At 62.3% G+C, this 20517-nt stretch carries 7 protein-coding genes; 1 reads left to right on the top strand and 6 read right to left on the bottom strand.

Annotated features, from left to right (window positions below):
- Window positions 1–91 precede the first annotated feature (91 nt).
- Entirely contained in the window at window positions 92–2521 is a 2430-nt protein-coding gene (locus tag DTX69_RS06065) for a glycogen/starch/alpha-glucan phosphorylase (RefSeq protein WP_119300616.1), read from the top strand.
- Here the strand turns inward: DTX69_RS06065 and treY are convergent.
- From treY to DTX69_RS06035, 6 genes are read right to left on the bottom strand one after another with little or no spacing between them, the layout of a single operon-like run.
- Window positions 2518–7377 (bottom strand): malto-oligosyltrehalose synthase, encoded by a 4860-nt coding sequence (gene treY / locus DTX69_RS06060; protein WP_119300615.1) that lies wholly within the window; start codon window positions 7375–7377, stop codon window positions 2518–2520. The two genes, DTX69_RS06065 and treY, sit on opposite strands and share 4 nt — an antisense overlap.
- The gene (gene treZ / locus DTX69_RS06055; RefSeq protein WP_284735577.1) at window positions 7374–9191 is read right to left on the bottom strand and encodes a malto-oligosyltrehalose trehalohydrolase; all 1818 of its coding nucleotides are present in this window, start codon (window positions 9189–9191) and stop codon (window positions 7374–7376) included. Before treZ ends, treY begins: the two co-directional genes overlap by 4 nt.
- Window positions 9188–11416 (bottom strand): glycogen debranching protein GlgX, encoded by a 2229-nt coding sequence (gene glgX / locus DTX69_RS06050; RefSeq protein ID WP_119300613.1) that lies wholly within the window; start codon window positions 11414–11416, stop codon window positions 9188–9190. The genes treZ and glgX overlap by 4 nt, the downstream gene beginning before the upstream one ends.
- Window positions 11416–13665 carry a 1,4-alpha-glucan branching protein GlgB gene (gene glgB / locus DTX69_RS06045; protein WP_119300612.1) on the bottom strand — a complete coding sequence of 750 codons (2250 nt, stop codon included), beginning with the start codon at window positions 13663–13665 and terminating at the stop codon, window positions 11416–11418. The genes glgX and glgB overlap by 1 nt, the downstream gene beginning before the upstream one ends.
- Complete coding sequence (treS, locus tag DTX69_RS06040) at window positions 13652–17005, bottom strand: maltose alpha-D-glucosyltransferase (protein ID WP_119300611.1); 3354 nt, start codon at window positions 17003–17005, stop codon at window positions 13652–13654. Before treS ends, glgB begins: the two co-directional genes overlap by 14 nt.
- Window positions 17002–20421, bottom strand: coding sequence for a maltotransferase domain-containing protein (locus DTX69_RS06035; RefSeq protein ID WP_407643973.1), 3420 nt, complete (start codon window positions 20419–20421; stop codon window positions 17002–17004). The genes treS and DTX69_RS06035 overlap by 4 nt, the downstream gene beginning before the upstream one ends.
- Window positions 20422–20517 lie beyond the last annotated feature (96 nt).

Here is a 20517-nt window from a genome sequence, read left to right as displayed (position 1 = left end):
ACTGCTACCTTCAGCCCATTGATTTGATTGGTGAAATTTGCATCAGAATCAGCAATTGACACATATCGCTCGAGTGGTAACCGGTCCCGATATGTTCACCGACTCCGCGCCTACCCTGGACAAGCCGTCCGTCCGCCGGTCGCTTGAGCGGCACCTTCTGCAGTCCACGGGAATTGAACCCGACGCGGCAGAACCGCAGCACTGGCTCTATGCCACCGCAGCCTTCACCCGCGCGCTACTGCTTGAGCGCTGGGCGATTGCGCGCCAGAGCAAGGAGAAGCAGGGGGCTAAGGAAGCCTGCTACTTCTCGATGGAGTTCCTGATCGGCCGGCTGCTGATGGACACGCTCCGCAGCCTCGGCATTCACGAGGTCTTCAGCGAGTCTCTTGCTGAAGTCGGCTGCAACATCGAAGAGGTTGCCGAGCAGGAGCCTGATGCCGGTCTCGGCAACGGCGGCCTTGGTCGCTTGGCGGCGTGTCTACTCGACAGCACTGCGGCGGTCGGCGTGCCGGCCTATGGCTACGGCATCCGTTATGAATTCGGCATGTTCGCGCAGAAGATCGAAGGCGGCTGGCAGAATGAGGAGCCGGACCATTGGCTGCGTCTGGGCGGTCCGTGGGAGTTCCCCCGCCCCGATCTGACCTATCCCGTGAAATTCTACGGCCGCATCGTCGACAACCAGTGGACCGAGACGGCGGGCGTGCTCGCGACGGCCTTCGACGTTCCGATTCCCGGCTATCGTTCCGACACGGTCAATACGCTGCGGCTCTGGTCTGCGCGCGCACCGCGCGAGCTCGATCTCCGGCGCTTCAACGAAGGCGACCACCTCGGCGCCGTCGGTGACAAGGCGCATTGGGAAAGCCTGACCCGTGTGCTGTATCCCCACGACGGGACGGAGGCCGGCCGCGAGCTGCGGTTCAAGCAGCAATATTTCTTCGTCAGTGCATCCCTGCAGGACATTCTGCATCGCCTGCAGCGGCAGAAGCGCCCGCTCTCGGAGCTGCCCAATTTCGTCGCGATCCAGATCAATGATACGCATCCTGCCATCTGCGTTGCGGAGCTGATGCGGCTCCTGATGGACGATCATGGTTTGGGCTGGCAGGAAGCGTGGAGCATCACGCATCGCACCATCTCCTATACCAACCACACGCTCATGCCGGAGGCGCTGGAGACCTGGCCGCTGCACTTCTTCGAGCGCATGCTGCCACGGCATCTGCAGATCATTTATCGCATCAACGAAATCTTCCTCGACGATGTGGTCACGCGTTATCCGGGCGATGTCGATTTGCTGCGGCGCGTCTCTTTCATCGACGAGCAAGGCGAGCGCCGCGTGCGCATGGCGCATCTGGCGTTCGTCGGCAGCCATGCGGTGAACGGCGTCTCCAAGATCCACACCGATCTGATGCGCCAGACGGTGTTCACCGATTTGGACCGTCTGTTGCCCGGACGGATCGTCAACATCACGAACGGAATCGCACCACGCCGCTGGCTGGCACAGGTCAATCCAAGCCTGAGCTGGCTGATCAGTTCGCGCATCGGCGATGGCTGGATGCAGGATCTCGGCAAGCTGGAACAGCTGGCATCGCTCGCGGATGATGCGGATTTCCGTGCGCGCTTCCGCGCCGCAAAGGAAGTCAACAAGGCGCGGCTCGCCGACCATATCCTCGAGAGTGTCGGGGTCGGCGTCGACCCCTCGTCCTTGTTCGATGTGCAGATCAAGCGCATCCATGAATACAAGCGGCAGGTCCTGAAGCTGCTGCATGCGATCGCTCTCTATAACCGCGTCCGGCGCAATCCAGGCGGGCACCACCCGCCGCGGACCATCATCTTCGCCGGCAAGGCGGCGCCGGGTTATGCTATGGCGAAGCTCATCATTAAGCTCGCCAACGACGTGGCGCGCGTGGTGAACAATGATCCGGTGGTGGGTGGCCGGTTGAAGGTTCTGTTCCTGCCCAATTATGGCGTCAGCCTGGCCGAGCGGATCATTCCCGCAGCTGACCTGTCAGAGCAGATCTCGACCGCCGGGACCGAGGCCTCGGGCACCGGCAATATGAAGATGGCGCTGAACGGCGCGCTCACAATTGGCACGCTCGACGGCGCGAACATTGAGATCCGCGAGGCAGTGGGGGCGGAGAACTTCTTCACCTTCGGCCTCTCGACAGCGGAGGTCAGCAGTCTGAAGGCCGATCATTATGATCCGATGGAGTACGTGAATCGGGATCCAGAGCTGCAGGAAGTCATGGGCATGCTGGCGAGCGGCTTCTTCTCGCCGGAGCAGCGCGACCTGTTCCATCCCATCGTGCAGAGCTTGACCAAGAGGACCGAGCGATATTGCGTTCTGGCTGATTTCCGGTCGTACCTGGACGTGCAGAGCGAGGTCGACGCGCTCTATCCGGATCGGGAGGAATGGACGCGGCGCGCGATCCTCAACGTCGCACGCATGGGCGGCTTCTCCAGCGACCGGGCGGTAATGGATTACTCGCGCGAGATCTGGGGTACGAAGGCCATAGACCGGAATTAGTTATGGCCGAGCAGGACCGCAACGGGCAGGTCGGCTAGAACCTCACCCATCTGCAGTCCGTCGCCGCTCAAGTGGATCTGGCCCGTCAGCACATTGGTCAAGATCTCCGGCATGCCTTGTGCCTCGATGCGCAGATCGGCCCAGAGCTCCGCGCCGTCATAGGATGAGGCATCCTGCATCAACCGCGCGAACAGGCGGCCGGCGATGACGAGACAGCTCCTGTTGCCATCGCGGCGCGCGAACGCGATCATGTGCTGGGAATCGTTGACGGCGATCGGCTCGTACGTGCCCTGGCGGAACAGATCCGCATGCTGGCGGCGGCAGCGCAGCACGGCGGATGCGACAGCCAGCTTGACGCGACCGTCGGGCCAGTTCGCGAGCCAGTTGCGGACCTGAGCACGCCGGTCGGCGTCAGGCTGGGTGATGTCGGCCAGCATGCGCTGCCGCAACTCGAAATCCACGGGCCGGCGATTGTCGGGATCGACCATGTTCAGGTCCCACAAGTCTCCACCCTGGTAGAGGTCAGGGACGCCTGGCGCAGTCAGCGTCACAACTGTCTGACTGAGGCTGTTCAACGCGCCGAGCTGTGCGACCCGACGCTGGAACGTCACGAAGTCGTCCAGGAACGGATTGGGTCGATCGGTCTCCAGCAGCCGTTCGACAAAGCGCAGGCAAGCCGCTTCGTAGGCCTCGTTGGGGTTGCTCCAGCTGGTGCGGCGCTTAGCCTCGCGAATCGATTTGAGAACTGCGCCTTTCATGCGCTCGCGGAAGACTTCGAGCTCTGCCTGGGTAGGGGCGGTGACGCCGAGGAGTTGCACCGGCCACGCACCGAGCAGTGTCTGATAGATGGCGTATTCGTCGTTCGGTGACGGCGCCGGATCGCCCCCGACCTTTCCGCGCTTGAACCGGTTCAGGGTGGCCCAGCGGCGCACACGCTGGTTCCATTCCGGCGCGATCTCCGACAGGATATTGAGCCGGGCGCGCAGATCTGCCCCGCGCTTGGTATCGTGCGTCGCCAAGGCCGACATGGCATTGGGCCAGCTCTTCGCACGCTCCTGCATAAGGTGATGAAAGGCCGACAGCGTTACACCGAACTGGCGCGGATCACCGCCGACCTCATTCAAGGACAGCAATCGGTTGTAGCGATAGAAGCTGGTGTCTTCCAGCGCCTTCGCCGTCACCGGCCCGGTATATTGCTGGAAGCGCATGGCGAAGCGCAGGATCTCGTCGCGATTGAAGGCCGGGCTCCAGTCTGCCAGGTCTGTCGCCAGTGCAGCGCGGATGAAATCGAGGATCTCCGGGTCCGGGCCAGCATAGCTCTTGCGGGCCTGGCCGATCGCCCAATCGATGTCGCGCCGATCGTCAGGCGAGACGCCTCGCTCCGTCACATAGCTGCGATAAACTGGGAAACAGGCGACGACCTCCCGCAATGCCGCGCGCAGGCGCTCCTCCGTGTAGTCGCGCGTGCTCCAGTGACGCTCGGAAATGGCATCGAGGCCGGATGCCAGACGATTCAGCTCGCTCGCCAGCATGGTATCGATCACCTGCAGCTTGCAGGCATAGAGGATCTCATCGAAGTCCGCCGACCGGTCGAGGAAACGGCGATAGGTCCGATCCATCGCCTGCTTTCCGTCGGGGTCCACGAACAATCCATTGACCAGGTTGGTGAAATCGTAGCCCGTCGTGCCTGCGATCGGCCAGTCCGTCCGCAGCCGCTCGTGCCGCGCTAGGATCTTCTCGACGACGATGTAGAAGTCCTTGCTACGGTGCGCGGCGAAGTCCCGCAATTGCGCAATATAGCCGCCCGGATCCAGCAATCCGTCGACGTGATCGAGACGCAGCCCATGCAGCCTTCCCTCGGCGGTGAGTTGTCCAACCAGGCGGTGGGCATGCGCGAACACCTCCGGGTTTTCCATCCGGATTCCGGCCAGCTCGTTGATGTCGAAGAACCGACGATAGTTGATCTCATCGGCAGCCACGCGCCAGAAAGCGAGGCGATAGGCTTGCTGCTCCAGCAAGTCATGCAAAGGCCGAAAGCTCTCGGGGTTGCCTGGCTCGCCCTGGAAGGACTTGATCGCGTTCTCGATCTGCGGGGTATGCTCCGGATCTGCGCGCGCGAAGCTGGCCAGATCCTGCTTCAGCTTGTCGCCGACGCTGCGCATCGCTGCCTCGTTGACCTCCGCGACCGTGAGCGCAAGCCGCTTCAGATCTGTATCGACGTCGCCGAGGATCTGGTGATAGCAGCGCGGGTGGATGGGAAACCGATGCTGGAAATACCAGATCGCGAAGCTGCCGCTCTCGGCTTCGAATCTCAGCTCGAGCTCACCGCGCTCTAGCACGTTGCCATATTGATCGCCAAGCAAGGGCACCAGCACCTTGCCCTTGAGATTGGGCTGGCGCGGATGCCAGTTGATGTCGAAGAAGCCGGCGAACGGCGAAATGGGGCCCCACTCCAGTACGTCCAGCCAGAATTCGTTGTCGGCATAGCCGATGCCCATGTGGTTCGGAATGAAGTCTAGGATCTGCCCGATGCCGGCTTCGCGCAAGGCATCGCAGAACCCCTCGAATTCCGACCAGCTCCCGATCTCCGGGTTGATCTCGTTGTGATCGATTATATCATAGCCATGGGCGCTCCCCGGCCGGGCCTTGAGATAAGACGAAGCGTAGACGTGGCTGATGCCCAACTCGCTGAGATAGGGAATGAGCTGCCTGGCATCCGCGAAGGTGAAATGGCGGTTGAACTGCAGCCGATAGGTGGCGGTCGGAACGCTGGGTACGGTATCTGGTCCCTGCGTCTCCTTAGGCGACTCGCGGCCCTCGGCGTTGATCGCCGCCACGACTCGCGCAACCTTCGCGTCGGCAAAGAAATCGACGGCGCTGACCGGCAGCTTGCGTCGCCAGTTCGGATATTCCGTGGTCGTGCCGGGCACGTTCATCGGCTCAATGACGCTGAGCAGATCCTCCGGCTGTACCATCAGCAGGTAAGAAGGAGTGCGAGCAAGGAAGCGATAAACGGACTCGATCGGCACATCGCCGTCGACAGTCGCCGGCAGACCTTGCTCCGCCAATGCCGCGACGAGCTGCTCCCTGTCTACGACTCGCCGCTGCCGTTCGGCTTCCGCCACATCCCGCGAGGGATAAAGGTCGAGCTTGGCACGCAGGTCAAGGTCCGCACCACGCCAATAGGCCGGCAAGGTGGAGAGATCATGGGTGGAGGGCGCGACCAGCGCTTGCTGCGGCCAATCGGTGACCTTGCGAAAGCTGCCGTCCGGCTCGTGTTCGAAATAGAGCAGACGGTACGAGAGAATGCCGGTGCGCTGCATGGCGTCATGCAAACCGTCGGGAACGGTCCCGAGATCTTCACCGATCACCAGACACCGGTGGGCTTGGCTTTCGAGGGCAAGAATCGCCAGCAAGTCGTCGAGCGGATAGCGGATGTAGGCGCCCGCGGCAGCATCAGCTGCTTCCGGTACCCAGAACAGTCGCATGAAGCCGAGAATGTGATCGATGCGCACCGCGCCGGCCGCACGCATGTTGGCTTCCAGGCACTCGCGAATGGCAGCATAGGCCGTTTCGCGCATGCGCAAGGCGTTGGGGGGTGGGGCGCCCCAGCTCTGGCCCTTGAGATTCCAGTTGTCCGGCGGCGCTCCGATGCTCCAACCGCCCACCAGATAGTCCTGCGACCACCACGCTTCGGCAGAATCGCGGTCCACGCCGACGGCAATATCCAGATAGATCCCGATCGGCATGCCAGCCTCGCGCGCGGCCTGCTGCGACTGGAGAAGCTGGCGATGGGCGTGCCATTGGAGGTACTCGAAGTATGTGATGCGTTCTTCATGGCGCGCGACGAAGTCGGCGACGGCTTCGCTGTCCGGATCGCGAAACGGCTCCGGCCAGCTCGGCCATGAGAGGCTGCCCCCCAGCCTTTCGAAATGCTCGCGCAACGCCTCGAAGGTCGCGAATTGGCGCAGGCGGCTGCCATGTTCCTTGCGGAAGCGCTGGAACTGCGCAGCATGTTCGTCGTTGCGTGCAAGGTGCAGGTTGCGGAAGTGCTCGTAGAGCAGCCCGAGCATACGGCGCTTGCATGTCGCAACGCCGGCGTAATCGACGAGAGGTGTGGACCGCAGGCGCGCGAGCTCGGAATCGAAGGTCGGCTCTGCGCGTAACGCCTGCGCGGCTTCGCAGGTTGCGAATTCCGGCATTGCTTCCGGATCGATATAGAGCACGTTCAGGAAGCAGCGGCTGCTCGGCGAATAAGGGCTGCACCGGTCCGGCTCGTCGGGAAAGAGCGCGTGCAGCGGTGTCAGACCGATGGCCGCCACGCCGTGTGATGCCGCATGCCAGGCGAGATCGGCGAGGTCGGTGAAGTCGCCGATGCCCCAGTTGCGCGCGGATCGGAGGGCGAAGAGTTGCGTCGCCAAGCCCCAGAGCCGCCCGCCATCCCGCAGCAAGGGCGGCAAGAACGCTTGCTGGGGGGCGATGATCAGTGTGCACGTGGCGAGGAGAGCGTTTCCCGAGTACAACTTCAGTTCGTGATAACCGGAAGGGGCATCGTCTTCGACAACAATGCAGGTTGCATTGGGGGCAACCGAACCCGCCAAGGTCCGCCCACAGATATCCACTTCCCAGCGGAGCGTCTGATCCGCATGTCGTAGCGGCACAGCTATTGGACCGCTGCCCTGGCGATGCACGAAGACCGGTGGCACCAGTCCGTCCGATTTGACGCCTTTCAGGTATGCCATCAGCGAGCGCAGGGTCGCTTGCGGCACTTCCCTAATGGCGCCGGCATGGTCGCGATACCGCGGCAGGATACCGAGTTCTTCACAGATCTGGTCGAGCGCGTTCGTCTCGGTCACGTCGCCGCCCCGCGATCTGCCAGATACCAGGCCACGAACCAGCCTGGCTTGGCCGCACTGTCGGCGACATGCGGATGTGTGCTGTGGAGCATTCTGCCAAGAGGTGCGGGCATAGGATTGGACGTGTCGGCGTGCAAATTCGCGATCAGCGTCAGTCTGGCATTGTCCGCCAACAGCCACGACACGCGCAACAGGCCATCACTCGTGTCGTATGTGGCATCTCTGACCTCGGCCTGGGCGAGCCGCGGTATGATCGCCGCGCGCCGCACCGCCAGCAGCTCGCGACAATACTGCAGATGCTCGGTGTGCGCGTTGCGATCTACCTCCGACCAGTCCAGCTTGGAGCGCCGAAAAGTGGCGATATCGTTGGGATCGGGAATGCGGTCGCGGACCGCGGGCTCCGCAAAGGCCGGGAATTTCATGAACTCCCGCCGCCGGCCGTCCCGCACCGCTTGCGCCAATTCACCCCTGAAGTCACAAAAGAACTGGAAGGGCCGCGCTGAAGCCCATTCCTCGCCCATGAAAAGCAAAGGAATCTGCGGCGACAGGATGAGAATGCTGGCCGCCGCCCTCAGCAATTCTGGCCGGACCAGCTGGGCCAAGCGCTCACCAAATGCACGGTTGCCGACCTGGTCGTGGTTCTGCAGGAAGGCGACGAAGGCAGAGAGCGGCAGGTCGAGCGTCGGCTCGCCGCGGGGGGCGTTGTCGCGATGGATGGAGCTTTCGCCCTGGTAGACAAAGCCCTGCGCCAAAGCCAACCCAAGCGCGGCGAGCGGATCGCGCTGGTAGTCGGCATAGTAGCCTTCTGACTCGCGCGTCAGAACCACGTGGCTCGCGTGATGAAAGTCATCGTTCCATTGCGCGTTGTACTGGAGTTTCGGCGATTGCTGCAGGAAGTGCGACTGGTTGGCGTCGTTCTCCAGCACGAGATGAACATGGCGGTCGGGATCGGATGTTTCACGAACGCGGTTCGCCAGCTCGGTCAGGATGTGCGTGGGGCTGTCGTCGAGGATCGCATGGACTGCATCCAGGCGCAGGCCATCGAACCGGAACTCATTCAGCCAATAGAGCGCATTCTGGATGAAGAACTCGCGCACCACCGGCTGCGCGAAGTCGATGGCCGCACCCCACGGCGTATGATGGCGGTCGGTGAAGAATTGCGGCGCATATCGCCCGAGATAGTTTCCATCCGGCCCGAAATGGTTATAGACCACGTCCAGGAACATCATGAGTCCACGCTCATGGGCCGCGTCGATCAGTGCCTTCAACTGATCCGGTGTACCGTAGCTGCGCGCGGGCGCGAAGGGCAGAACGCCGTCATAACCCCAGTTTCGCCTGCCTGAAAAGTCGGCAAGCGGCATGAGCTCGATGGCCGTGACGCCGAGGTCGGCCAACCAGTCCAGCTTGTGTTGTATGCCCTCGAAATCGCCGCTGTCAGTGAACGTGCCGGTGTGGAGCTCGTACAGGACCACCTCGTGCCATGGCCGGCCGCGCCAATCGGGATAGCGCCATGGATAGCTCAGCGGATCAACGACCACGCTGGGGCCATGGACATCCTCCGCCTGCTGGCGCGAAGCCGGGTCAGGAATGCGCAAGCCGTCAGACAGCTGGAAGGCGTAGAGACTGCCGGCCCGGGCGGCATCCGTTGTTACCTCGAACCAGCCGTCGCCGTGCGGCTCCATTGCCATGGCAGCTTGATCCTGGTCGATGACCAAAGAGACTCGGTCCAGTCCGGGCGCCCACAGTCGGAAGCGCACTGTGCCGTCGGGCAACAGGTTGGCGCCGAAACGCATGTCGTGCACGAAACTAGTCACGGTTCTTCAGTCTCACCGACGGGCAGGGAGAGGACGACCAAGGAGCGGCCCTTCGTCGGTAGAACAGCGCCCATGGAGAATGCCTCCACAATGCTGTCGGGATCGGCTGTATCAAGCAATCGAGTCCAGTGCGCTTCGATCGGCAGCGACGGCAACGTGAACTCCACGATCTCATGGTGCGAATTGAGGATGATCAGCAGCAGGTCATCCTCGACCAGCGATCCGCGCGGGCCCACGCTCGGTCCCGCGCGACCGTTCAGCAGCACGCCGATGCAACGCGCCACCGGGTCCATCCATTGCTCGGACGTCTTCTCGACACCCTGCGGCGTGAACCAGGTCATGTCCTTGATTCCGCGCGAGCAGGTGAAATTGCCGTGCAGGAAGCGCATACGCCGTAGAACCGGATGCGCGCTGCGCAACGCGATCAGGCGCCGTGTGAAATCGACCAGCGTCGCCTCCGACTCCTGGCGGCTCCAATCGAGCCAAGTCGTTTCATTGTCCTGGCAATAGGCATTGTTGTTGCCGCCCTGCGTGTGGCTGATCTCGTCGCCCGCCAGAAGCATCGGCGTTCCCTGCGACAGGAGCAGCGTCGCCAGGAAGTTCCGCTTCTGCTGGTCGCGCTGGGCGATGATGACCGGATCATCCGTCGGGCCCTCCACGCCGAAATTGAAGGTCAGGTTCTCGGGATGGCCGTCCTGGTTATCCTCCTGATTGGCTTCGTTGTGTTTCTCGTTGTAGGAGACAAGATCGTTCAATGTGAATCCGTCGTGAGCGGTGACGAAATTGATGCTGGCCCATGGGCGCCGTCCGCGATGGTCGAACAGATCGGCGGACGCGCTGATGCGCGCTGCTAGCTCCGGCAGCATACGTTCGTCACCGCGCCAATAGCGCCGCACGGCGTCGCGGTAGCGATCGTTCCATTCGGCCCAGCTTGGTGGGAACTGGCCGAGCCGGTAGCCGCCGGGACCGATGTCCCAGGGCTCCGCGATCAGCTTGACATGTTGCAAGGCCGGCACATGCCGGATGGCGTCGAAGAACCCGCTACCTGGATCAAAGCCGTGCTCTTCCCGTCCAACAGTTGCCGCCAGGTCGAAGCGGAAACCGTCGACACGCATCTGTTCGACCCAATAAGTGAGAGAGTCCAGCACCATCTGCAGGACGCGAGGATGAGACAGGTTGAGCGTGTTGCCGGTACCGGTGTCATTGATGTAGTGCCGCCGGTCGTCCGAGACTAGGCGATAATAGGAGGCGTTATCGATGCCCCGGAAACAAAGCGTCGGCCCCAGATGATTGCCTTCCGCGGTGTGATTGTAGACCACGTCCAGGATCACCTCGATCCCCGCATCGTGCAGCTGCCGGACCATGGTCTTGAACTCCGCCACCAGCCCCGTCGAGAGCAACTGCGGCTCGGCTGCGAAGAATCCGATCGTGTTGTAGCCCCAGTAATTTCTCAGATTGTTCTGAAGCAGGTGCGGCTCGTCGAACCGCGCGTGCACCGGTAAAAGCTCGACCGCCGTGATGCCCAGCGACCGTAGATAGTCGATGACCGGCTGGCTGCCGAGCCCGGCGCAGGTGCCACGCAGCGGCTGCGACAAGGACTGGTGAAGCATGGTGAAGCCGCGGACATTCATTTCATAGATGACACTGTCGGACCATGGCGTGGCAGGGTTCCGATCGTCGCCCCACTGGAAGCTGCCATCGACCACACGGCTCTTGGGCATGGCGCGTGCGCTGTCGCGCCGGTCGAATGACAGATCCTCGCGCGGCGATCCGACGCGATACCCGAAGATTGCCTCGGACTGCAGGAACCTGCCATAGATCGCCTTGGCGTAAGGGTCGAGCAGCAGCTTGTTCGGGTTGAAGCGGTGACCTGCTCTAGGCTCATACGGTCCGTGGACCCGATAGCCGTAGAGTGTGCCCGGACGGGCGTCAGGCAGATAGCCATGCCAGACTTCATCGGTATATTCGGGCAGGCGTACGCGATCGATCTCGCGCACGCCGGCGGCGTCGAACAGGCAGAGCTCGACGCGTTCCGCATGCGCAGAGAACAGCGCGAAGTTGACGCCCTTGCCGTCCCAGGTGGCTCCCAGCGGATAGGGCCGCCCCGGCCAAACGCGTGATCGGGTCGTGAGAGGGGCAACCACCCGCGCGGCGGTCTGCCTTGCCGCAATGCTCGTGGACAACCGCGCCTTCGGCGCCAATGAGCCGAGTTCCGACCTGCGCATCAGGCGTTCTTCCGCTCGAGGATCAGCGTGCCGAGTGGAGGAAGCGTCAGCTCGATGGAATAGGGCCGTCCGTGCCACCCCTGTGGCTCGGCCAGGACGCCGCTGCCATTGCCCACATTGCTGCCGCCATAGAAGGCCGAATCCGTGTTGATGCGCTCCGCGTAGAAACCGGGTTCAGGAACGCCGATGCGACAATGATGGCGAGGGACCGGTGTGAAATTGCAGACGATGACGGCAAGAGACTCCGGGGCCTTCCCGCGCCGGAGATACGAGATGATGCTGCGTTCATGGTCGGAGGCGTCGATCCATTCGAAGCCCTGCGGCTCGCAATCCAGCTGATGGAGCGCAGGGAGAGTGCGATAGATGGCGTTCAGGTCACGCACCAATGTCTGCGCGCCACTGTGATCAGCATCGGACAGCAGATGCCAGTCCAACCCAGCATCGTGGTTCCATTCGCGCTCCTGCCCGAACTCGCATCCCATGAATAGCAGCTTCTTGCCCGGATGGGTGAACATGAAGCCGAGATAGGCGCGCAGGTTGGCAAAGCGCTGCCAACTGTCGCCGGGCATCCTTCCGATCAGCGAGCCCTTGCCGTGCACCACCTCGTCATGGCTGATCGGCAGGATGAAGTTCTCGCTGAATGCATAGAGCAGTCCGAAGCTGAGATCGTTGTGGTGCCAGGGGCGATGAACAGGCTCTTTGCCGATATAACGCAGCGTGTCGTGCATCCAGCCCATGTTCCACTTGTAGCCGAAGCCGAGGCCGCCGACATAGGTGGGGCGTGACACCGCAGGCCAGGCAGTCGATTCCTCGGCAATTGTCATCACGCCGGGATGGTGACCGTAGGCCAGCTCGTTGAGCCTGCGCAGGAAGGCGGTCGCCTCCAGATTCTCGTTGCCGCCATAGCGGTTCGGGATCCACTGATCGGGCTTGCGGCTGTAATCGAGATAGAGCATGGACGCAACCGCATCGACCCGGAGCCCGTCGATGTGATAGCGGTCCAGCCAGAAGAGGGCATTGGCGAGCAGATAGTTCGTGACCTCATGTCGGCCGTAGTTATAGATGAGCGTATTCCAGTCCTGGTGCATGCCGAGCCTCGGATCGGAGTGCTCATAAAGGTGCGTGCCGTCGAAATAGACCAGGCCGTGTGCATCGGTGGGAAAGTGGCCAGGTACCCAGTCCAGAATCACTCCGAGCCCTTCCTGGTGGCAGCGGTCCATAAAGCGCGCGAATTCGACCGGGCTGCCATGGCGGCTCGTGGGGGCATAGAGCGCGATCGGTTGATAGCCCCACGAGCCGTCGAACGGGTACTCGCTGATCGGCAGCAGCTCCAGATGTGTGAAGCCCATCTGCTTCACATACGGTACCAGACGCTCTCCGAGCTCCTCGTAGGTGAGATAGCGATTGTTCTCCTCCGGCACTCTGGCCCAGGAGCCGAGATGGCACTCATAGATGGAGATCGGCGCGGAACGGCTGCTCGTGGATTCGCGGCCACTCATCCAGGAGGCGTCGTTCCATTCATGCTTCTTCGCTCCATGCACGACGGAAGCGGTACGCGGCGGCCGTTCCGACTGGAAGGAGACCGGATCGGCCTTTAGCGGCAGCAGCCTGCCGTCCGCGCTCTTGACCTCGTATTTGTAGAGTTCCCCGCCCTTGAGTTCCGGCAGGAACAACTCCCAGACACCGGCCTCGAAACGCTTGCGCATGGGATGGCGGCGGCCATCCCAATCGTTGAAGTCGCCGATTACGCTGACACGCCGGGCATTCGGCGCCCACACGGCGAAGCTCACGCCCTTGATGCCATCGATCTCGATCAGCTGCGCGCCGAGACGCTCATAGAGCCTGAGATGCGTTCCTTCGGCCAGCAGATGCATATCGATGTCGCCGAGCACGGGTGGAAAACGATAGGGGTCCTCCAGCTCGATCGTGCGGACGGGCAAGGCGAGGCGGAGCCGGTAGTTGATGCGTCCGGGGACCGGTCCCGCAAAAAAGCCGGGCTCGTACTGCTGCTCCAGCTTGGTGATCTCGCCGCCGGCGCGATCGATGACCCAAGCCTGGCTCGCCGCCGGATGGTAACAACGGACGACGAACTGATCGGGCTTCTCGGCGTGGAGGCCAAGGACGGAGAAGGGATCTCCGCAATCCCCGCCGGCGAGTGCGCTGGCCAGGGCATGCAGATCGGTCTCGCGCCGGGCGTGCCGCCCGCGCGTGGATGTCGCCTGCCTAGGATTCTTGCTACGCTGCGCCATCGCCGGCTCCCTTCTGTCCCTTCAAGCTGTCGAGCGCGGTCTGGAGCCCAGCGATGGGGATACGCAGCCAGGTCGGCCGATTGGTCGCCTCGTAGCAAATCTCGTACAACGCCTTTTCGAGGGTGAAGAGATTGAGCAGCCGATCCGCTTCGGCACGATCCTTCGGACAGCTCGGACAATCGCCGATTGCCTCGAAATAGCCGTTGAGGAAGGTGGCTTGCGCGCATTGGCGCCAGGCTTCTGCGAACGGCAGCAGCCTGGCGACGGAGTCGGCTTCGTGCTCCGCGATGGCGAACAGCGCCGACCATTCGGCGTACTCGAAGGATCGCAGCATTCCGGCGACATCCTTGAAAGGCGAGGACTTGAGGCGGCGTTCCTGCAGGGTACGGGTGGGCTCACCCTCGAAGTCGATGATGTAAAAGTCGTTTTTCGCCACCAGGACCTGGCCCAGGTGGTAGTCGCCATGGATACGCGTCTTGCTGGCGGTGATCGGACCCTTGCCCAGCTGATCGATGGCAGTGAAGCACTCGTCCTTGCGCTCGAGCAGCGTGTCGATCGATCCGCTCACCGCTTCTGGTGCGGCGGCCTGCGCCTTCGCAAGCTGGGCGAAGGCTGCCTGCGCCAGCGTCTTGGCGCTGCCGGCCCATACGGCGATATCGGCGGCTCGAATCGGCTCCGGCTTGAAGTTGGGCTCGTCGATCCCACTGGCAAAAGCGATGTGCAGTTCCGCGGTCCGGCGCGCCAGCGTCGCGATCTGCCCGAGATAGGCGGCGTGGCGCTCTTCGGGTGCCACGGTGTCGGCTCCCTCAACCACCCTCACGTCGTCGAAGATGCGGTCCAGATATTCGGTGGTGAAAACCCATCCGTCGCCCTGATTGCGCACGAAGCCGGTCAGGATGGCGAGGGCGTGCCGTCTCCCGTCCTGTCCGACTTGCTCTGCAGTGCCGAGCAGGGGCGGGGTGTTCTGGAAGTGAGCGACCTCAGTCAGGAAGCGTGCGATCTCGAGCTCGGGATGCTCGCCTTCCGACAGCCGCCGAAAAATCTTGAGAACAGCGTGATCGCTGATGATGACGGAGCTGTTGCTCTGCTCGACGCCCAAGCGGCGGATATCCGGCGCAGCACCCCAGTCGATCTCGGCCAACGCCTCCGTCGATGCGAACTTGGTCGTGCCATCAGCGCTGGACAGCTCCGTGCCCTTATGCATGGCGTCGATCAATGCCAGGACGAACTGATCCGATGTGAATGCATCATAGATCGCTCCAACTTTCGAGCCGCGGCGCGCCTTGGCGAGCGTAAAGGGGGTGAGCGGCCAGTTCATCGTGCCCGCAGCCTCGTCCCACGACGCGTCCAGCGGCAGGAAGTAATGCTGGCTCTCCTTGCGCCCCTCCAGATCCAACGTTGCCATCAGCAGCAGATAGTCGCCCAGCTGACGCCGACCTAGGGTGCCGAGCACGGTGGCGTCCGCGCGCGCGATGTGATCATCCTTGGCCGCGAACCAGCGCTGCTTCGCAATGAAATTCGGCAGGACGGAGCTTGCGAGCTCATTTGCTTCACGGCCGGTCGTCAGGCTGTGCCAGCCGTCGCGCATCACAAGAGTGGTGAATTCCGGAACCGGCTCCGGAATGACGTCATGCCAGCGCGGGGCGTCCGCCCATTCCGGCAAAACGAACCAATAGAATCCATAGCTGGGCAGCGTCAGCAGATAGGGCAGATCGCCGATTGGCGGGAATGGCGAGCGGCCTAGCAGCTCAACGGGCACGCGCCCTTTGAAACGCGATAGATCCAGCTCGACGGCCTGCGCCGCGCGAGACAGGTTCGCAACACACAGCAGCGCTTCCCCCTCGTGCTCGCGGAGATAGGCAAGGACCTTGCGATTGCCCGGATAGAGGAACTTCAAGGTGCCCAGGCCGAAGGAGCTATGCTGCTTGCAGACCGCGATCAGGCGCTTCATCCAGTTGAGCAGGCTGGAGGAGGAGCGTGCCTGGGCCTCCACATTGACGGTGTTGTAACCATAGATCGGGTCCATGATGGGCGGCAGATAGAGCCGCTGTGGATCGCAGGCCGAGAAGCCGCCATTGCGGTCCAATGACCATTGCATAGGCGTGCGCACGCCGTCACGGTCGCCGAGATAGACATTGTCCCCCATGCCGATCTCGTCACCGTAGTATAGCACCGGCGTGCCGGGCATGGAGAGCAGCAGGCTGTTGAGCAGCTCGATCTTGTGCCGGTCGTTGCTGAGCAACGGCGCGAGGCGCCGGCGGATGCCCAAATTGAGCCGCATGCGTGGGTCGGTGGCGTAGAAGCTCCAGAGGTAGTCGCGCTCCTTGTCCGTCACCATCTCAAGCGTCAGTTCGTCATGGTTGCGCAGGAAGATCGCCCACTGGCAGTTGCCAGGAATCTCCGGCGTCTGGCGCATGATATCGGTAATCGGGTGGCGGTCTTCCTGGGCGATCGCCATGTAGATGCGCGGCATCAGCGGGAAATGGAAGCACATGTGGCATTCATCGCCGAGGCCGAAATAGGCCGACACGTCTTCCGGCCATTGATTGGCCTCTGCCAGCAGCATGCGGTCCGGATACCTGGCGTCGATCTCTGCCCGGATCTTGCGGATCACCTCGTGTGTCTCGGGCAGGTTCTCGCAAATGGTGCCCTCGCGCTCGATCAGGTAGGGGATAGCATCGAGCCGCAGTCCGTCGACTCCGGTGTCCAGCCAGAAGCGCATGACCCGGATGATCTCTTCGAGCAGGCGGGGATTGTCGAAGTTAAGGTCCGGCTGATGCGAATAGAAGCGATGCCAGTAGTAGGCATTTGCAACCGGATCCCAAGTCCAGTTTGACTTCTCCGTATCCCTGAAAATGATCCGGACATCTTTGTATTTCTGATCGGTGTCGCTCCAGACGTAGAAGTCCCGCAATGTGGAACCGGGCTTGGCGCGCCGCGCGCGCTGGAACCAACGATGCTGGTCAGAGGTGTGGTTGATCACCAGCTCCGTGATGACGCGGATGCCGCGATCATGGCATCCGCGCACAAGCCGGCGGAAATCCCGCATCGTGCCGTAGGCCGGGTTGATGCCGCGATACTTCGCGATGTCGTAGCCATCATCCTTCAAGGGCGAAGGATAGAAGGGAAGCAGCCACAACGCGGTGATGCCCAAGTCCTGGAGGTAGTCCAGCTTGCGGCGCATGCCTTCGAAGTCGCCGATCCCGTCATTGTTGGAATCATAGAACGCCTTGACGTGGGCCTCATAGATGAGAGCGCTCTTGAACCACAGCGGATTGCTGCGGGCCGACACCTCCAGCTGGCGATCCAGCTGAACACTCTGCTGCAAAGGCAGGTTCATGCCTGCGCCCCCGTCGGAGTCAGCCGCCAGATCGCGCAAGGATTGGCGTGGGGATCAAGCTGCATGCGCTGGATCTTCCCGTGCCAGCGGATCCTGGCCCCGGTGAGCAACTCCTCAGCGTCGATCGCGGCGTGGTCCGGCAGTCCGAACTCCCACAGCGGCACTTCGAAGTCGCAGCCGTGCGCATGGTGCGGATCAAGATTAACCGCCACCAGGATCGCATTGTCCTTGGTTTCCGTCATCTTGCCATAGAACAGGATGTTGTCGCTGAAGGCGTTGTAGAAGCGCAGATTGGTCAGCTGATGCAGGGCCGGATTGTCACGCCGGATCGCGTTCAGCCGCGTGATGTGCTGGCGGATGTTGCCGGCCCGGTCCCAATCCCAAGCCTTGATCTCGTATTTCTCGGAATTTAGATATTCCTCCTTGCCAGGGATCGGCGCCGCCTCGCACAGTTCAAAGCCGCTATAGAGGCCATAGACGCTCGACAAAGTCGCGGCGAGAGTCGCGCGTGCAACGAAGGCCGGGCGGCCGCCGGTCTGCAGGTGATACGGATTGATGTCCGGCGTGTTGGCGAAGAAATTCGGCCGATAGTACTCCTTCGGCTCCTGTTGCGTCAGCTCCGTCAGATATTCGGTCAGCTCCTGCTTGGTCGTGCGCCAGGTGAAGTAGGTGTAGGATTGGTTGAAGCCCAGCTTCGCCAGACGCTTCATCATCTTTGGCCTGGTGAATGCCTCCGCCAGGAAGATTACATCCGGATGCTGCGCGCGCACCTCGTCAATCATCCATTCCCAGAAGGGCAGGGGCTTGGTGTGTGGGTTGTCGACGCGGAATATCTTCACGCCCTGCTCGATCCAGAACAGCACGACATCGCGGAGCGCGTGCCAGACGGCGGGGTACGCCTCGCGATAGAAATGCAGGTTGACGATGTCCTCGTATTTCTTCGGCGGATTCTCCGCGAATTTGATGGTGCCGTCAGGCCGCCAGTCGAACCATTCGGGATGTTCCTCGATCCACGGATGATCCGGCGCGCATTGAATAGCGAAATCGAGCGCGATTTCGAGACCGTGAGCATGAGCGGCGCGCACCAGGCGCTTGAAGTCCTCCAAAGTGCCGAGCTCCGGATGGATGGCAGTGTGGCCGCCTTCCTTCGCGCCGATCGCGTAGGGGCTGCCCGGATCGCGCGGGCCGGCCACGAGGCTGTTGTTGCGGCCCTTACGGTTGACCCGCCCTATCGGATGAATGGGTAGCAGGTAGAGCACATCGAAACCCATCTCCCGGACATACGGGAGCCGGGCGATCACATCGTCGAAGGTGCCATGGCGCTCGGTCGAGCCGCTTTGCGAGCGCGGCATTAGCTCGTACCAGGCGGAATAGAGCGCAGCCTGTCGATCGACGATCACCCGCACTTCCCGTGAATAGCGCGAGACATTGGTTCGGTCGGCACACCGCACGACAGCGATGTGCAACTCGTCGGCCATCAGCAGGTCGACGAGCTCGTTCGGTCGGCCGCGCAGTGTCTGGGCGTGCGCCAGCAAGGCCTCCAGAGTCTCGCGGTACCGGCCCTGCGCGCGTGAAGCGGCCTTCTGGACGAGAATGCAGCCTTCCTCCAGCTCGAGATGAATATCCTGACCGGCTGTGCGCTTCTTAGTGACTTCGGCGCGCCAGCTGCCGAAAAGGTCGCGCCAGGCTTCGATCGTGTAGACGTAGTCGGTATTGAGCGTGAGAGGGATACGCCCGACCCAGCGGTCATTGTCGAAGAACTCCATGGGAGCTTCCGACCATTCCGTCTCGCCCACAGGGCGGTACTTGATGCGCGCCTGCAGCTGATCGTGGCCATCGCCGAAAATGTCGGCCCAGATCTCCAGGACATCGCCGACGATGCGCTTGATCGGAAAGCGACCGCCGTCCAACTCGGGATAGACCCGCTCGATCGCAATGCGATGGGCCGCCAACTCCTCGAGTTCACTGAGCGCACCTGGCGTTGGAGCAGGAGTCGCCGCAATTTTGGCCGGACGGCTGACACGCTCGCCACGAAATACGCGTGCACTGAGCGGCTCCAAAGTGATGGAATCGCCAGGATGCAGAGTCAGCGGCGCGCTGAGCGGCGTGACGTCGGTGAAGCGGCCGAACAGGCCGCCAGTCTCGGTGAGCAGCGGACCGATCGCAATGGCATGAGATGTTTGCCTGTCGGGGTTAAGAAGGATGATCGCACACCCATCTGAGTCGATCGGGTGTCCTCCGGCCAACCGCAACAGGCCGATGACCGGACTGCCGGGCGCCGTAATCCGCCGCTGCTGGCCCTCGCAATTGAGGGCCGGCACCGCAGCTTTCATCGCGTGCACGGCCGCGACGAATTCGGTGAGGTCGATGCCCGTCTCTTCCCAATCCTCGGGCCGCGTTCGCACCACGTCGAGCTTGCGCCGGAAGCCGTATTCATAGCCCATCGGCATCATGACACCGGAGGAGAAGCAGGCGGCGAACAAGAGATGGAACTTCAGGCTCGCCTTGAGCCGCGCGTCGCTTTCGACTTCAGCCGCCAGCCGCTCCGTATCGTGGCTCTCTGGAAAGGCAATCGAAGGTGCGATCAACCGGAACTTTTCATACTGGTCGAGCAGCCAAGGCGCGCGGAAGTCCCACCATTTGGCACTGTTGAAGATGTAGTCGAACCCGGCGTCGGCGAGGGCCGTCACCTGCTCTGTCGTGCAGCCGAGCGTTTCGGCGAAGAAGCGCAGGTGAGGAAAGCTCTGCCTTGCGGCCGCAAGAATATTTCGCCAGACGTCGGCCGGCACTTGATAGGCCGCATCACACCGGAACCCATCGAAGCCCAATCCCGCATAGTGCCGGACGTAGTGAGTCCAGTAATCGATGAGCGCTGTGCGTGCCGATGGCGTATCGTAGTCGAGTTCCGCCAGGTCCCCCCAGACGGTCACTTTGGTTGGATCATCGGGGTCAAGCGCGCGTGGGGCGTATAACGTGCCGTCAGGGTTGCGGCGGTACCATTCCGGATGGTCGGCTGCCAGGATGGCATCCTGCGCCGTGTGGTTGATCACCAGATCCATCATGACGCGAAGTCCCAGCCGCTTCGCGTCCGAGGTGAATTGCCGGAGAGCGGCGGGCTGGTCCTCGCGCGGCCGCAACCCCAGGGCGAGGTCGCTCAGGCTATAAGGGTCCTTGATGGCGTAGATGCTCCCGGACCCGCCGGTCGCGTGGAATGGGTTAACAAACACCCAGTTGAAGTTCATCCCGGCAACGCGCCGCAGGTGGTTTCCCCAATCCGAGACGCTGCCCGCCAAGGGCGGAAACAGATTGTAAATGCGTGGGCCAGGTTCCGGAGCCTTTGCACCTAGCTGGGCGAGCGGCGTCCTATCTTCGTGGAACTCAGTATCGGCAGGATGTGCTCTGGATGTTCTCGCCACGAAACTCTCCACCCCGGATCGGTGGACGAGGTTTCAACGCTCTTGCTCGCGCACCGAACGATCGTCATTTGGCGGTAAGCAAATTGCTAACTGACT

The sequence above is a fragment of the Dongia deserti genome (genome assembly GCF_003574735.1).
In the GTDB taxonomy this organism is placed as follows: Bacteria; Pseudomonadota; Alphaproteobacteria; order Dongiales; family Dongiaceae; genus Dongia_A; species Dongia_A deserti.
The sequence above is the reverse complement of the archived record's forward strand: the minus strand, read 5'-3'. Positions and strand labels throughout refer to the sequence as shown.

What these genes read in the sequence shown, in the direction of transcription:
- DTX69_RS06065 (WP_119300616.1), top strand. Translation starts at nt 92, where the DNA reads ATGTTCACCGACTCCGCGCCTACCCTGGACAAGCCGTCCGTCCGCCGG.
- glgX (WP_119300613.1), bottom strand. Translation starts at nt 11,416, where the DNA reads ATGCGCAGGTCGGAACTCGGCTCATTGGCGCCGAAGGCGCGGTTGTCC.
- glgB (WP_119300612.1), bottom strand. Translation starts at nt 13,665, where the DNA reads ATGGCGCAGCGTAGCAAGAATCCTAGGCAGGCGACATCCACGCGCGGG.
- treS (WP_119300611.1), bottom strand. Translation starts at nt 17,005, where the DNA reads ATGAACCTGCCTTTGCAGCAGAGTGTTCAGCTGGATCGCCAGCTGGAG.